Origin of the sequence: Psychrobacter immobilis, from assembly GCF_904846185.1 — a bacterium.
In the GTDB taxonomy this organism is placed as follows: Bacteria; Pseudomonadota; Gammaproteobacteria; order Pseudomonadales; family Moraxellaceae; genus Psychrobacter; species Psychrobacter immobilis_B.
Map to the genome: position 1 here is coordinate 42315 of NZ_CAJGZQ010000004.1, position 16420 is coordinate 58734.

The following is a 16420-nucleotide window of genomic DNA, read 5'->3' on the forward strand; positions in this document are numbered from 1 at the left end:
ACGTAAAACAACGATACCTCTTAATGCCGCAAATGCCATATAATCATTCTTATACTCGCATCAAAAAACTATCGCCGCTGCTTATTAATCAATTGGCAGCGGGTGAAGTAGTGACACGCCCAGCAGCCGTAGTCAAGGAGCTGCTAGAAAACGCCATTGACGCTGGTGCGACCAATATTGAGATACATATTACTCAAGGCGGCATGGGTATGATTGAAGTGGTCGACAATGGCGTGGGTATTCATCCCGATGATATGGTCATGGCAATTACCCGTCATGCAACCAGTAAAGTCGCGGATGTCGCTAACTTACACGGTATTACGACGTTGGGTTTTCGCGGGGAAGCACTAGCGGCGACGGCGGCAGTATCTCGGCTGACTTTAACCAGTAGCCATGATGACAGTGACATCGGTCGCCAGTTGCAAGTCGCGGGTGTGTTAGATGATGCGCCAAAGCTCATGCCAGTTGTGCATCATCGTGGTACGACCATTTCGGTTAAGGATTTATATTTTAATGTACCAGCACGCCGTGGCAATTTGAAATCTATTGCGACGGAGTTCGGTCATATCGAAACGATTGTGCGCGAAGTGGCTTTGGCGCGAGCAGATGTGGCGCTGACGCTGTTTCATGATAATAAAAAACGATTGTCACTTTCTTCAAGTGCGATGTCTTTAAGTACCATGTCTTCAACTACAAGGCTTTCAAACTCAAAGTCTTTAAGTGCTGTTTCTACAAATGCTAATGGCAATAATAATGTCCATCCTTTGCCATTGGCACGTCTTGAGCAAGCGACTGGGTTACTGTTAACCAAGAAGGCGTTAGAGATAGCGATAGACTTCACCAGTTTAATGCAGCCATCTAGAGAGTATGTTAATAATAGCTTTGGCGATCAAGCGAGCGTTAATGGTTGGTTATGGCCTATCACTGATTCGCAGGATACCTTACCAAAGTTAATCTATGTGAATGGAAGACTGGTCAAAGAAGCATTGATAAGCAATCAGCTACGCCAACTTGCCCAAACTGCTCAGTTGGTAGGAATTGGCTATGCGCTTTATTTTGATTTGCCCACTCAGTGGCTCAATATCAATGTGCATCCATCTAAACAGCGTATCAAAATAAGTCCGCTCAATAATATTATGGCGCATGTAAGCCATGCGATTCGGGCAAAACTTAAGACGGTAGTGATTACAGAGACGATCAGATCTACTAATGCTAATGATACGATTCAAATACTAGGTAATAGTGAGGTAGTAGATAGTAATCTGTCTATCGATAATGCATTCGCTACTGTAATGCCAAACACATCAACGACCATTCATTCAAGCAAAAGCCATCAGGTAAAAGCGCCCAAACAACCCTATCAGTTGTCAGAAAATAGGTATTCGCCTCAAACCTTAAACGTATCAAGTGTTTCTGAGAAAATAAGTCAAAACACTAGAGATATCGCTAACGATGTCGCAACACATTCGACATCTTTGCCTTATTGCCTAGATGTTGTTACTCATTTAAATGAGGCATTAACCGAATCTGTTGGCACAACATATAGTGAGGACAAAGCGCTACCTTGGCTATTGTTTTATCATCAAAGCCAATGTGTATTGATCGGTGCAGAGAATTGGCAATCAAAGATGCGTTCATTATTTGAGTCAAGTTTACTTAGTAATAGGGCAGGTAAAAAAGATCAATGGTTGCACAATGCAAATGACATTAATCAACAACTTGCCGCCGTGAGCATGCAGATGTCAAAGCAAGATTTGATGGTGTTCTTGGCGGATATCGACGCGTTACTGACTCAGCATGCGATTAAAGCGATAGATGGTAATCAATTAGCAACATTGATGCTATTATCTGCGTCTGAGTCAAGATAGCTATAACGACAAAAAATATAATAAGCAAATTTTAGCAATGACACCGCTCAAAGTTATTTATTGCTACTAATATCATTAATAAAGGCAAGCCTATGCAACTTTCATCCGACAGCTCATCTTATCGCCTAAACGCCAATTTAGCGGATAATAGCGTGGTGTGTTTGATGGCGCCGACAGCAAGTGGCAAGACTGCACTGGCTTATGAGTTATATGATACAGGGCGTTATGAGCTAATTTCAGTAGATTCAGCGCTGATTTATCGTGATATGAATATCGGTACGGCAAAACCAACCGCTATTGAGTTGGCGCGTTATCCACATCATTTGGTTGATATTATCGATCCTATGCAGAGCTATAGCGTCGCCGAATTTGTGCATGACGTTGCCCGTTTGATTGATAGCTGTCACGAGAATGGCAAAATACCGTTGCTGGTTGGCGGTACTATGATGTATTACATGGCGCTGCTAGACGGGCTATCTCCAGTACCTGATAGTGATGATAGTGTTCGCGCACGTGTGGAGCAGTGGAGGCAAGATAAAGGCATTAGTGCGCTTTACGACTATTTGGGTGAGATAGATCCGATCAGCCATGAGCGCCTTAATGCGACTGATACTCAGCGCATCACCCGAGCAGTTGAAGTTTATCTGCAAACTGATATTCCTATAAGTGACTGGCAGCGAAAGCCCAAGCAGGCATTGGCAAATAATCCCAATCAGCAATGGCATGCATTGATAGTCATGCCTGATCGTCCATGGTTGCATACACGTATCGAGCAGCGTTTAGATATCATGTGGAATGACGGGTTGGTGACTGAGGTCATTGGTCTGCTGGAGCGCTATCCTTTAACACCAAATCTACCATCCATGCGCTGCGTTGGTTATCGCCAAGTACTAGAATACCTAGTACATATCGATCACCCAGTATTTGAACAGCCTCATCTAGACAAAGCGCAATTTTACAGTGCTTTTGAAGTACTCCAGTCTTCAGATCAATCAAGCTTATCTGATGGTGCGACCGAGGCACTTGCTTGTCAGCAAATGCAAAATAAGGCATTATATGCGACAAGACAATTGGCAAAACGTCAGTACACATGGTTACGCAAAGTCATGCAATTGCCTAGTAATTCCATGGATGGGGCGATAGCAGCCGATACCTTTAGCGAGGAAGGCTATTCTATAGACCGCAATATGGTGGTAAAAGCATTCACGACGATGGCGCAGGCAAGAGACTATTTATATTAAATCTATCAATGATACTAAAGCTATCAGTTATAGCAAAATCACTATCGCCTCAAAATATGGTATGAGTTAATACCTTATAAATACAATATGGTGTACTAAAATTATAGTATTGCAAAAAGCTCTATGCAACTATTAGAAAGTAATGACAATTAGTATCAAAATATATCGTAGATAGCTGTTATAATTTAAATTCATCAAAATAGTAGGTGTAATATTAGCCTAACTGTGTTTTTAATCAATATTAATTGACGTTTGTTGATAAAAATAACTAATGAAACAACTAGTTACTTAATTATTTACAATAATAATGTATTCGCGATAAAGTGGAATCACTTAAGAACAAGTAGCGTTTATTTAGATACGTTTTATAAAGAAAATTTATTATTGTATCTGCCGTTAGCCATTATAATTAAATTAACACTTAAAATAATTGGCACTAAAACATAATTAATAATATTTAGGAGAGCTCTCATGTCAAAAGGACAAACTTTACAAGATCCGTTTTTGAACTCGCTGCGCAAAGATCGCATTCCTGTCTCTATTTTTTTGGTCAATGGTATCAAGCTGCAAGGTCAGATTGAATCATTTGATCAGTACGTGGTATTGCTCAAAAACACTGTCAGTCAAATGGTATACAAACACGCTATCTCAACCGTCGTGCCGGCACGTAATCCACGCAGCAGTACGACGACAGGTACGAGCACCCAACCGCAAAGCGCTGCTCCAGCAGGTTATCAAGGTGGTGGGTTTGAACGTGGTAGTAATGCTGCTAGCACAGGTGGCTTTGAAGAGCGCGGTTTTGCGTCTAATCGCAGTGGTTTTAATCGTGGCGGCTTTAGCCAAGGTCAAGATCGTGGTTTTGAGCGTGGTAGCTTTGGTCAGAGTCAGGAGCGTGGCTTTGAGCGTGGCGGTTTTGGTCAAGACCGTGGTTTCGAAAACCCAGCAGAAAATACGGGTTTTGAGGAAAAGCCAAATGATGGATCTAATGATAACAATGGTTAGAGACCAAGGGTTAGAGAGAAAGATTCATTATCGAAGGCGCATTACTAATACGTGATTTATCCGATCAAAACCTACTTTTTATAGTGGGTTTTTTTTGCATAAATAAACGTATAATAATGGTCTAAAATGACGTGCCGAGTTGTTAGCGATTGGTTTCGTAGATTATTATTAATATTGGGCATAGTATAGTAAAATACAGTATTGATTCATTATAAAATAGAGCGAATCCATGAGTAATACCCAAATCAATCTAACCCATGAGCAGTTTATTAGTAAGGCCATCGAAGCGATTAACACTGAGATATCGGCATTGGCTTTACTAACAGAGCAGATAGACGATAGGTTTGCACAAGCATGCGATATTATTTTGGCTTGTAAGGGTCGAGTCGTGGTCACTGGTATGGGTAAGTCAGGATTGATTGGGCGTAAAATAGCGGCGACGTTTGCCTCTACTGGCACGCCAGCCTTTTTTATGCATCCTGGTGAAGCTGGGCATGGCGATTTAGGCATGTTGGTAAAAGGTGATGTACTGCTTGCTATCTCTAACTCTGGTGAGTCCGATGAGATTAAGATGCTGCTGCCAGTGGTCAAACACCTAAATATTCCACTGATTAGTATTAGCCGTGATAAGCGTGGTATGTTGCCTCGTGCCGCGAACATTGTATTGACGCTCGGTAAGTCGCAAGAGGCCTGTCCACTTAATCTTGCTCCTACTTCCAGTACCACGGCGACCTTAGCGCTTGGCGATGCATTGGCCGTTGCCTTAGTCCATGCGCGCAACTTTACCTCAGAGGATTTCGCATTATCGCATCCAGCAGGCGCATTAGGTCGTCAGCTGCTAACGCGAGTTGAAGATTTAATGCATACTAAGTCAGAAGATTTGCCACTCATTCATCAGCAAGCGCCACTGCAAGAAGCGCTTTTTACTATGTCTGCTGGGCGCTTAGGAATGACGGTGGTGACCGATGATAATGATAAGGTGGTTGGGGTATTCACAGATGGTGACCTACGCCGTGGTCTAGAAAAAGGCATCGATTTGCAAACGCCGATGGGTGAAGTAATGGTTAGTAATCCACGGCGCATTAGCAAGACCATGCGCGCATCAGACGCGCTCAGTGTGATGAATGAAAATGGCATTAGCCAGTTGCTAATTATTGACGACCAAGATCGTTTAGAAGCAATTATTACGGTACATGATTTGCTACAAGCTGGTGTAAAATAAATAGAATTAATAAAGATATCGGTTTGTACAGTATAGATTCACACAGTATCGATTTATAACAATAAAATGTAAAAAATAGCCTTAAGAAAGAGGGACATGATGCAAGACTTAATCAAAAAAGCCGGACAAGTAAAGCTGTTGATAATGGATGTCGATGGTATTTTATCAAACGGTCAAATTATCTATGATGCCAATGGTATCGAGACCAAGGCCTTTTCTGTCCATGATGGCGTAGGCGTTAAGTCGTTAGCACGTTATGGCATTTTGACGGCTATTATTACAGGTCGTAGCAGTGCCATGGTAGATAAGCGCGCCGCGGAAATGGGCGTTAATTATGTGGTGCAAGGTCGTGATGATAAGCTGGTTGCTTTAAATGAGCTGCTAACCATACTTGATCCAGCGCTCAATATCACGGCTGCTGATTGCGCTTATATGGGCGATGATTTACCAGACATTAAAGCGATGCAGACCGTTGGATTTGCTGCAACAGTACCCAATGCGCATGCTGAAGTCATCAATCGCAGTGACATGGTCACCACCCGAGCAGGTGGCACTGGCGCTGTACGTGAAGTATGTGACCTCATTTTGAAAGGTCATGGACACTATCAAGACTTCATCGCGCACTATACGCTTGATGCAGCAAAAACTCAGGATAATTTGTCGTGAATACTCGTGTTTTAATAGTTCTTGCCTTGATTATTGCTGGTATTGCAGGTTGGTTTTTTCAACAGCAAGGAGAGATAGCGCCGCCAGTTAGCATGGAAGCGACCGATGTTGATTATGAAGCAACAGATATCAAAGCGGTACAAACTAATGAGAAAGGCGAAACTGAGTATGAGCTGACTGCCAAAACATTGACGCACAATCCAGAGACCAATTTAGACGAGATGTCAGGCATCACTATGAATTGGGAGCCATCGGCAGAGCAGCGTTATCGTATTGAAGCGGGTAGTGCTGCTATCAGTCAGCAGACGGGTGAACTCAGCTTGTCAGGGGGCTTTTCACTGGTCAGTGAAGGCAATAAAGACGCGCCAGATATTGAACCGATAAAGGTGACAGGTAGTATCCTTAAAGGCAATACCAAATCAGGGCAAGTATATAGTGACGCGCCTGTTAAGATTGAACAAGGCATGAATCGGTTTGAAGCTTCTAGCATGACCGCCAACCTTGAGACCGGTGAATATGAGTTTGGTCAAGTGGCTGTCGCTTTTACTCCAGCTGAACGCCAAGATAAAGCACTGTTTTGATCGCAGTAACTTTTATTGACTATGTAATAAAAATAGCAGCTAGCATAAAGTTTGCAAATCCTACTACCCATTATAAAACGAGTGATTTTTATGACATCTAAATTTTTGCCTACTTTGCGCTCATCATTAGCACGCTTCAATCTAACATCGTGCCGCTTGCGTCAATTACATGTGCTGCCAACGGTTATGCTGCTGGCACTACCACTTTACAGTCATGCGCTGCCATCAGATGCCAATCAAGAAATCAAACTATTGGCTGATAAAGCAACCTATAGTGAGCGTACAGGCGTTACCAGCTACTCGGGTAGTGTCATTATCACTCAAGGTACGTTTAAAATGACCGCTGATAACATTACGGTTAACCTATCACAGGGTCGCAGTATCAATTCAGCAGTAGCGACCGGACGCCCTGCAACCATGCAACAGGTAGTCACACAAGAAAAAGGGCTGGCAAAAGGTCAAGCCAATAAGATTGATTATAATGCGGTCACGGGTATTGTTACTTTGACGGGTAATGCTAAGTTGGTTCAAAATGGCGCAAGTTTTGCGGGTAATGTCATTCGTTATAGCCTAAAAGCTGGTGATGTTGAAGCAACTGCTGGCGGTAATCAGCGCGTAGAGTTGGTTTTTCCGCCCAGTAGTAATGGTAGCCAAAGTAGCATCCGCTAAAAATCTGAATGGTTAATGTAACTGTATCAACACCCTTTAGTGTATCAGTGCTTGAATTCTGCAACCGTATGAGTAAGTTATGAGTGATAATAAAAATACAAACCCTTTAGCAACCAACAATAACGTAGCACCTGCGACGCGACTATCAATGCAAAATCTAGGCAAACGCTATGGTAAGCGCTGGGTTGTGAAAGATGTCTCTTTCTCCGTAGAACAAGGGCAGGTCGTTGGTTTATTAGGTCCAAATGGTGCAGGGAAGACAACCAGCTTTTATATGGTGGTAGGGTTGGTCAATATGGACAAAGGCCGTGTCACTTTAGGAAAAATGGATCTGTCTAAATATGCCATGCATGAGCGTGCACGGGCAGGAATTGGTTACTTACCACAAGAGGCGTCTATTTTTCGAAAATTGTCTATCGAAGACAACATCTTGGCTATTTTAGAAACTCGTAAAGAATTGAATAAAAGCGAGCAAAAGCAAGAACTTGAAAAGTTAATCGGTGAGTTCCATTTAGAGCATGTACGAAAATCATTAGGCATGAGCGTATCAGGTGGTGAGCGTCGTCGCTGTGAAATTGCCCGTGCATTGGCGGCTGACCCAAAATTCATTTTATTAGATGAGCCATTTGCAGGCGTGGATCCTATCTCTGTTGGTGATATCAAAGACGTTATTTTGACCCTCAAAAATCGTGGTATTGGTGTTTTGATTACCGATCATAACGTTCGCGATACCTTGGCTATTTGTGAGAAAGCTTATATCGTCTCAGAAGGTGCTATTATCGCTGAGGGTACTTCTAGTGAAGTGTTAGAAAATGAATTGGTGAAAGCCGTTTATTTGGGTAAAGACTTTCACGTATAAATGAGGATGTGTTGAACATTGTGCTTGTCTCGAATACATTTTTGCTAAATGCGCATCGATTAGCTCTGCGTATTTTTAAATGTTCAATACATCCCTAATATTTCAACGTGTTTTTCGCGCTACTATTCACGCTGTCTGTTAAACTTATAATTTCCATTAAGTTCTCAAGACAGCGCTTGCTACTTTTCCTATATCTAGCTATTCATCATATTTAGCATTACCTCTTCTATAAGATCTAGTCCATCATACTGATGGCTAATTTATCTCAAAAATCATTCTCAAATTAACGCTTATCAGAGCGTCACGATATTTTATCAATTAATTTTGATTGGACACTTGAATAAGGTTCATACGTTATGGCAAAAAATAAGAGCAGTTATGTCTGTCAGCATTGCGGCGCGCATTTTGGCAAGTGGGCAGGGCAATGTACCGATTGCGGTGAATGGAATAGCTTGGTTGAAGCACCAAATGTCAGCATGCCGCATCACAATAAAAACATTTCTAAACCAGTAGCAAATCGATCAGCCTCTCGTGAATCAGGTGGTGCACCAGCAGGAAATTATTCGGGTACGCATAGTGCGGTCATGCCGCTTAATGCTGTGAGCGTAACGCTAGACACACGCTTACCAACTGGTATTAGTGAGTTTGATCGTGTACTTGGTGGAGGATTGGTTGCTGGTTCAGTCGTTTTAATCGGCGGTGACCCTGGTATCGGTAAATCGACGATTTTGCTGCAAACTGCGACTAATATGGCACGTGCCGACTCATTGGCAGGTAGCGCCTTGTATGTGACTGGTGAAGAATCATTGGCACAGGTTGCTATGCGCGCTAGACGCTTAGATTTACCAGCTGATAGATTACGCGTACTTGCCGAAACCAATGTAGAAACTATTTGTGCCGCCTTGACTCAAGAGCAGCCCGCCATCGCTATTATTGACTCTATTCAAACCATTTATACGGATGCAATCAATTCTGCACCTGGCGGCGTCAGTCAAATTCGAGAGTCTGCGGCTATCTTGACTCGCTATGCCAAACAGACTGGCACCGCGCTATTTTTAGTGGGTCACGTGACCAAGGAAGGCACGCTCGCAGGGCCGCGCGTTCTTGAACACATGGTTGATACGGTCTTATATTTTGAAGGTCAATCAGACTCACGTTTTCGGATGATTCGTGCCGTTAAAAACCGCTTCGGTGCCGTCAACGAATTAGGTATTTTCGGTATGACGGATATGGGACTGAAAGAGGTCGCCAATCCATCAGCGATATTTTTGAGTCGCTATGACAAACCTGTTGCTGGATCTGTCGTCATGGTCAGCCGCGAAGGCACACGACCCTTGTTGGTGGAGGTACAAGCGTTAGTCGATGATTCGCAAGGATCACCTAGACGAATGGCATTAGGATTGGATTTTCAGCGTCTGTCCATGCTGCTGGCCGTCATGCATCGTCATGGCGGTATTCATACCAGCGGACAAGATGTGTATGTCAACGTCGTCGGTGGTGTCAAGGTTATAGAGACTGGGTCTGACTTAGCGGTATTGTTGGCTTGTGCCTCAAGTATTAAAGAAAAAGCCTTGCCATCGTCATTGGCCGTATTTGGTGAAGTGGGATTGTCGGGTGAAATTCGCCCTGTACCGAACGGTCAAGAACGTTTAAAGGAAGCGATGAAACATGGATTTAAGCATGCCATTATCCCAAAAGCCAATGCGCCTGCTAAGGATGCTCCTCAATTTAAAGGCATCAATGTGATTGCCGTTGAACGTCTCGATGATGCCATTGAAAGTGCATTTGAACTGTAAGGTGTAAGGGTTAATCATTTTGATTACACCTTGTTTTATAAATTATTGCTAAGCGCTACAGCTTTATCTGTAGCCTAATGGATACAATAAACTGAAACCATAAAAAGTGCCTAATCACTGATGTGTTAGGCGCTTTTTATGGTCTAATACAAATAGACTGTTTTTTTAGAATTATGGTCCTGAAACGCGCTCAATAGCAACATTACCCACACCTTTACCCGTAATACCGAGTTTTTTGGCAGCACCATAAGACAAATCTAGCACACGGTTACCATGGAATGGACCACGATCATTCACTTTTACCACGACGCTTTTACCATTGGTCTTATTCGTGACTTTAACATAGCAATTCAATGGCAGTGAACGATGCGCCGCTGTCAAACCATTCATATCGAATGTTTCACCACTGGCTGTTTTACGACCATGGAATTTACGACCATACCAAGAGGCTAGGCCTGTTTGCTTAAATTTACTGACCGAGTTAGAGGCTACGGCTGTCAGACGCTCTAATACATCTTCATCATTAGTCAGTTGAGAGGTGTCACTGGCTAACAGTGAGCTGCTAAGTGCCAACGAAGTTGGTTGGCGTGCTGACTTCACCAAACTTGATGCGCCATCATGTTGACGGCTAAGCTCACCAAGTACACGATCGATATGGGAGGCGTTATCTTGTGAAATCATCGCAAGAGAGGTTTTGGCTTCTACAGCATTTGCATTAGTAGCAACTGCGGAGCCAGCAAACAATACTGCTGACATGGTAAGTAAACCAGATAAACGCTTATTCATAGATACCTCTATAACTTATACTTTAAAATCTAACTCTAATAGTTCTAGACTGAGCGTGGCAATGTTAGACCAATCTAACAGCGTCACAAACTCTAAAGCCGCATCATCAATATTTTTTTCATATAATTATTGATACTAAACGGGGCTTTTATAGATTTTAAGGTATGGTAATTTTTCATTTTATTATCATAAGCGGGTCAGGATAATACGACCAAAGATACTTATGAAACGCTCAAATGACAGCTAACGATATTAGTAGAATACCCAATCCGAATACAAAGGTTGAGTATAGAGTCCGCTATATGCGCTATTTACAAACTTTCTAACCTTGCTAAATTAATAAAGGTTTTAGAAGGCATTGCGTGTGTCTTTGTTATTAAACCGTTAATTAAGTAGTGTATTTGAAAGCTTGGAATCTACAATTCGCTAACTATACGTACGAGCTACAACCAAAATATAATTAAATGCAAAGTTTATTAGTGGCTATGTACGGGTTATGTATCAAAGTACAGTTAAACGAGGTTAACGCAATTATTTGTAAAAAACAAGGATTAAAATCTATCAGTACCAATTGGCAACGAAGTGTTTTGATGAGAGGAAATATGAGGGTATTTTTAATTATTTCAATTAAATCAATGGCTTGTATTTATTATCAAAAGTAGATAGGAGGGTTTTTATGGCAAGTTATAGGACTTGCCATAAAATGATGAAACAATAAAATTTGTTAGAAACCCTTAATTTGTAATTGATTTATATTTATTTTCAACCATTTTGCATGTAACAACATTCTAAATGAAGGCTTTAATTGGCTGATTTATCCGCCTTATGACTTTTATATAGCGTATGTTTTTTTGATTTTTAATATGAATAGCATTAAGTAAAGTTTGAGTGTTCATTAGAGAATCACTAGTAACTTTGCATCAATTGGGCTTGTGAGTGTGAATCGACATAAGTAGTCCAAATCCTGCCATCAAAGTGACGATCGCAGTACCGCCATAGCTAATGAAGGGCAGAGGAACGCCGACGACGGGTAAAATACCACCAACCATACCCACATTAACGAATACATAAACAAAGAAAGACATGGCAATTGCACCCGCTAGTAATCTACTGTATACATCAGGATGGGTGAAAGCGATGTATAAGGCGCGCAGGAGCAAACAGGAATAAATGAACATTAATAAAATCACGCCCAACAAGCCAAACTCTTCTGAAAAAGCCGCGATAATAAAATCAGTATGACCCTCTGGTAAAAAATGTAAATGCGACTGCGTGCCTTCTAAATAGCCCTTACCAGTGAGCCCACCCGCACCGATAGCGGTTTTTGACTGAATGATATTCCACCCAGCCCCTTGTACATCAGCTTCAGGATTTAGCAGTGTTAAGACACGGGTACGCTGATAATCATGTAATAGAAAATTCCAAGCAATCGCAATAAGCGGTATCGCTAATATGGCGGCAGCTGAAATCAATCGCCAAGACAACCCTGCCAAAAAAAGCACAAAAATACCACTGGCTGCCACCAATAGCGACGTCCCAAGATCAGGTTCTTTTGCAATTAATAATACAGGGACGATGATTAAGGCTAAGGTAATGACGATGCTAGATAGAGAGGGCGGTAGATCACGCTTGGATAAAAACCAAGCACACATCATTGGCATCCCAAGTTTCATAAATTCTGAGGGTTGCACACTGCCAAACCCTGGTAAATTAATCCAGCGCTGAGCACCCATACGTACTTCACCGATGATATCGACCAATACCAATAAAATTAATCCCATTACATAGAAGATGGGTGTAAAAGTGCGATAAAGGCTAGGCGGTATCTGTGCCATGATAAACATAACCGTAAAGGCCACACCATAGCTGACCATTTGACGTAATACCATACCGACATCTTGACCAGCCGCACTATATAAAATTGTCAAACCAATGCAGCAAACCGTCAATAAGAGGAGGGTCAACCATGGATCGATATGTATACGCTGCCATAACGATGGTGCATGACCTTGGCCTAAATGATGGCTCTGACGTGAAAAACGGTATTGCGGATTAGAAGACATAGGCAAAGTGTGTCTGGCAATTGAGGTAAGAGGGAAGTTTCAAATCAAATCAACATTTAAAGGTAATCGCACCATATTTATATCTATGCAAGTAAAATATCGTAGATAAAGTAACACATAAGAAATAAAGTCACATAATTATAAAAATTATAAGGATAAGTGTTAATTACCAATAACACGCCTCTGATTAGAGGCGATAGTTTAGCTTGCTTGCTGAAAATTTGATAGTATCGATAAAACGTTTTTAGCGGTAGCTTGTTGCAATGACCAATACAAAAAAATATCCTTATAGGCAGATTCACAAGCCTATGCTTGCACTACTCATGTGTGCCAGTAGCATCTCTGTTCATGCCGCTATTATCAGCGACAATAGTGAGCGCCGTATCCAAGTACGTCAAGGTAGTAGCAGTAATGCTCACATCAGACCTTCGGCGAATACTACAAGCTATAATTCTGGCGTTACCATGCTGAGTGGCGATAGCATGCAAGGATTGATTGCTCAAAAGCAGCGTGATTTTGATTTCGATGACAGTCTCTCTATTGAAGAAAATAAGCGCATGAATGTCAATCGGCGCGCGCCTGCTTATAATACAACTTACAGTAATAACAGCTACAGCACTGCGAATAATACTTACAATAGTACTTATACTGATTCTATTAGTATGGATTTTAACGCGTGGTTGAATAGCAATAGCTACCGTGCTAGGCAAGTAGCAGATTTTCAACGCTACCTAAATTCGCGGGTAGGCGCACAAAATGTACCGCCTATGTCGCAGTTGCTCACAACAGCGCGAAGCTGGAGCAAATGTGGTTATGAGCCTTATCAGTTACCACCGCAAGAATTATGGGCAAATATCGTCCCAACATTACGCTTGTACGGCGAATTGAAGCATCAAGGAATTCTACCCATCAGTAGTGAAATACGCTCGGTATATCGCAGTCCTGGTCTTAATGACTGTGCAGGCGGTGCCGATAGTAGCAAGCATATGAATGCCAGTGCTATCGACATCTGGGTGCCAGAGTATGAAGATAACTTATGGCGGCTCAGTACGATGCAAGATGGCTTATGCCAGTTTTGGCAATATCAGGGGCAATCTCATAATTTTGGTTTAGGGCTATATGCTACGGGTGCGATACATCTAGACACGGATGGTTACCGTAAATGGGGCTTCAATCACGCCAGCAGCTCATCTTCGTGCCGCTATTAAGTCATTTATGATCTATCAAAAAATCAAATAAATATAAACCAGAGCGAATTAAAGTAGAGTAAAAGCGCTATAATAATACTGATGAAAGGCAGCGCTAAATGATGAATAGTTTAGTATTAAAAAACTATGGTTAATGATCATTTAGTTTATGAAATAACATAGCGTCTATTGTAAGTAGGATTTATGAAGAAGCGGTATTCAACCATGGTGAAAACACATAAGTCTGATAAGCCAAAAAAAGCGTTTTTGCAATCAAATAACACGTATATGGCTTTGTTTGGTTCGGTCTTGCTATCTCTTTTATTGATCAGTGCTTGTAGCCCAGAAACGTTTTCTGAACAAGGCTCTCTAACAGCCGAAGATTCTGCTACTGATCCTGATAGAAACTTACAGGACGTTGAAGATATTGAAGATAATATCAAGAACTCTTACGCTCGGCTGGCTTCAAAGCGCTCAGATATCTGTCCAAAACTTATACAAGAAGAAATAGGTAGTCAGGTCGTTGAGCGTACTGCAGAAGTGATGGTGAATAATCATTGTGATTATTTTTTATACCCACGCAGTGGTCAGCAGATCTCGGTTAGCATTAACGACAGTCAAATTGAAGCACTACTCATAGTGCCAGCCCTGCATGACTTCGCCAATGGTGATTATCAAGTAGACTCTTATGACAAGCACGTGATTCGATTGACCTATAATGGTGCAACTTATAAGCCTGAAAATTTCATGTATGACGTGGCAGTGACTATTTCTGGTTAAGAGCATTATTTTTTGTATGGGCAACCCACTATCGACTTTTATTACCACTCATAAAGAGTGCCAACCTATAAAGAAATGCTGGGCAATACTAAATAGTGTTGCCCAGCATTTCTTTGTGCGGCTATTTATTGGTCTTTTTATCTTTCCAAGGATCCTCTTGTCCAACGGTGATAATCAGGAAATCATCAGGCTTAAGGATATCTTGCATGGTTTGATTGACTTCTGATAGCTGTACTTGATCGATACGTTTGACATAATCAGTCAGATAGCTGTTTGGTAATTGATAAAAATTCATCATCCCAAGTAGGCCATTAATTCCCGCATTGCTCGCAAAACCCATCGGAAAGCTATTCTTAAGATTGTCCGTCGTTAAGCGCATTTCAGTGCTGGTAATACCTTTTTCTAAAGTGTCATTGATGACGGCTAAGCTGGCATCAATGGCCGCGCGCGCCTTGTCATTACGCGTTGAAAAACCGATTTGGTACGGTCCTCGTGCCAGCATGGGGTTCATAGAGCCTGATATGCCATAAGTGTAGCCCAAGTTTTGTCTAATCTCAGTCATGAGTCGCGCATTAAAATCACCGCCTGCAAGTACCTCATTACCAACCGCAAAGTTGGTTTGCTTCTGCTGAGACTGGGGATCGGTGGCGCGCTTATCTCCCAATTGTCCCATAAGTACGGTGGTTTGAGTACTTGGAAAGGGGATATGAATGTGCTTGGCTTGGCTCAGTGGTTTTGGTTCAGGCAGCTCAGTTGCAGGCTGACCTTTCGGTAATTTGCTAGTGATATCTTCCGCAAGTTTTTTTGCTTGCTCTAAGGTTAGATTCCCAGTGATGGCAACAGAGGCATTTGCTGCGACCAAGTAGCGGTTTTTGAAATCTATTAGCTGTTGCTTTTCGATAGTAGGAACGCTTTCAAGCGTACCCGCTGATGGATGGGCGTAAGGATGCTCGCCATACAATGCTTCGCTAAATGCAATGCTAGCAAGGCTGTTGGGATCTTGTTTTTGCTGCTGTAAACCAACCAATAATCGTGCTTTATTACGTGCTAGGATGCTGTCGTCAAAAGCGGGTTCGCTGAGCATCTGAGTCATTAAATCAACGGCTGGAAGTAGATGCTTATCATCAGATAAGCTACGTAGCGACACAATAAACATGTCTTTATAAGCACTACTATTTAGATTGATGCCCAAGGTTTCAACAGCGCGAGTAAATTCATTTTCGTCTAAGCGTTTAGAGCCTTGTGTCAACATAGTGGCAGTCATATTAGCAATACCAAAGCCTGTATTACTAATACTGCCATCACGGGCGCTACCAGCGTTAAAACGCAAGTCGATATCGACAATCGGTAAGGCTGTTGTTTGTACAAAACGTACGGGAACGCCTACCTTGGTTTTGAACTGCTGAATCGTTGGGATGGTAACGGTTAACGGTTTATCATCGTCAAGGCTGGTTAGCTTTGATAATGCGGCAATCGGTGCGCTCGTATCCACGGCCGCAGAGCCACGATATTCTTCAGCACCTGTTGTGTTTGCTTGTGCTGTCAACGTTGTTAGACCTAGCAAGATGCAAAGACTAAGATGCGACAGCTTTTGCATTATGGGGGTTGCTGATGGTATTGAGCTGCACGCTTTTTTTCTATTTTGCAACAAATCACTATTTTGAGTCATGGTTTTCTTCTTATAAATAAGGTCTTTATGA

General features: G+C 42.0%; 13 protein-coding genes and 1 pseudogene. 11 read left to right on the top strand and 3 right to left on the bottom strand.

The genetic code is table 11. The features are described from left to right. Positions 1-23 precede the first annotated feature (23 nt). The 9 genes from mutL to radA all read left to right on the top strand — a co-directional run bounded on the left by mutL (position 24) and on the right by radA (position 9904). Positions 24-1868 carry a DNA mismatch repair endonuclease MutL gene (gene mutL, locus JMW94_RS03015; RefSeq protein WP_227685395.1) on the top strand — a complete coding sequence of 615 codons (1845 nt, stop codon included), beginning with the start codon at positions 24-26 and terminating at the stop codon, positions 1866-1868. Between the two features lie 92 nt (positions 1869-1960). Further along, a complete protein-coding gene (gene miaA / locus JMW94_RS03020) occupies positions 1961-3109 on the top strand; it encodes a tRNA (adenosine(37)-N6)-dimethylallyltransferase MiaA (protein ID WP_201600989.1) in 1149 nt (382 codons plus the stop codon). Between the two features lie 471 nt (positions 3110-3580). Then, positions 3581-4111, top strand: a complete 531-nt coding sequence (gene hfq, locus JMW94_RS03025; RefSeq protein ID WP_201601004.1) for an RNA chaperone Hfq — start codon at positions 3581-3583, stop codon at positions 4109-4111. A gap of 229 nt (positions 4112-4340) precedes the next feature. Next, positions 4341-5333, top strand: a complete 993-nt coding sequence (locus JMW94_RS03030) for a KpsF/GutQ family sugar-phosphate isomerase (protein ID WP_055124929.1) — start codon at positions 4341-4343, stop codon at positions 5331-5333. Between the two features lie 99 nt (positions 5334-5432). After that, positions 5433-5999 carry a KdsC family phosphatase gene (locus tag JMW94_RS03035; protein ID WP_060491184.1) on the top strand — a complete coding sequence of 189 codons (567 nt, stop codon included), beginning with the start codon at positions 5433-5435 and terminating at the stop codon, positions 5997-5999. Further along, entirely contained in the window at positions 5996-6580 is a 585-nt protein-coding gene (gene lptC, locus JMW94_RS03040; RefSeq protein WP_045446404.1) for an LPS export ABC transporter periplasmic protein LptC, read from the top strand. The genes JMW94_RS03035 and lptC overlap by 4 nt, the downstream gene beginning before the upstream one ends. 90 nt (positions 6581-6670) lie before the next feature. Next, positions 6671-7249 carry a lipopolysaccharide transport periplasmic protein LptA gene (lptA, locus tag JMW94_RS03045; RefSeq protein WP_045452840.1) on the top strand — a complete coding sequence of 193 codons (579 nt, stop codon included), beginning with the start codon at positions 6671-6673 and terminating at the stop codon, positions 7247-7249. Between the two features lie 79 nt (positions 7250-7328). Continuing rightward, positions 7329-8108 carry an LPS export ABC transporter ATP-binding protein gene (lptB, locus tag JMW94_RS03050; RefSeq protein WP_413786179.1) on the top strand — a complete coding sequence of 260 codons (780 nt, stop codon included), beginning with the start codon at positions 7329-7331 and terminating at the stop codon, positions 8106-8108. A 356-nt stretch (positions 8109-8464) separates the two neighbouring features. Continuing rightward, a complete protein-coding gene (radA, locus tag JMW94_RS03055; protein WP_201601006.1) occupies positions 8465-9904 on the top strand; it encodes a DNA repair protein RadA in 1440 nt (479 codons plus the stop codon). A 171-nt stretch (positions 9905-10075) separates the two neighbouring features. Here radA and JMW94_RS15095 read toward each other — a convergent pair. Beyond that, positions 10076-10417, bottom strand: a pseudogene (locus JMW94_RS15095) (septal ring lytic transglycosylase RlpA family protein); the annotation flags it as partial. Positions 10418-11610: 1193 nt separating this feature from the next. Continuing rightward, entirely contained in the window at positions 11611-12753 is a 1143-nt protein-coding gene (gene rodA / locus JMW94_RS03065) for a rod shape-determining protein RodA (protein WP_060491182.1), read from the bottom strand. A 263-nt stretch (positions 12754-13016) separates the two neighbouring features. On the opposite strand from rodA, the gene JMW94_RS03070 reads away from it, so the two are divergent. Both JMW94_RS03070 and JMW94_RS03075 read left to right on the top strand, forming a co-directional pair. Then, the gene (locus JMW94_RS03070) at positions 13017-13961 is read left to right on the top strand and encodes a D-Ala-D-Ala carboxypeptidase family metallohydrolase (RefSeq protein WP_201601007.1); all 945 of its coding nucleotides are present in this window, start codon (positions 13017-13019) and stop codon (positions 13959-13961) included. 183 nt (positions 13962-14144) lie between these two features. Further along, positions 14145-14720 carry a hypothetical protein gene (locus tag JMW94_RS03075; protein ID WP_193008148.1) on the top strand — a complete coding sequence of 192 codons (576 nt, stop codon included), beginning with the start codon at positions 14145-14147 and terminating at the stop codon, positions 14718-14720. A gap of 121 nt (positions 14721-14841) precedes the next feature. Here JMW94_RS03075 and JMW94_RS03080 read toward each other — a convergent pair whose 3' ends face one another. Then, a complete protein-coding gene (locus tag JMW94_RS03080; RefSeq protein ID WP_201601009.1) occupies positions 14842-16389 on the bottom strand; it encodes a M16 family metallopeptidase in 1548 nt (515 codons plus the stop codon). Positions 16390-16420 lie beyond the last annotated feature (31 nt).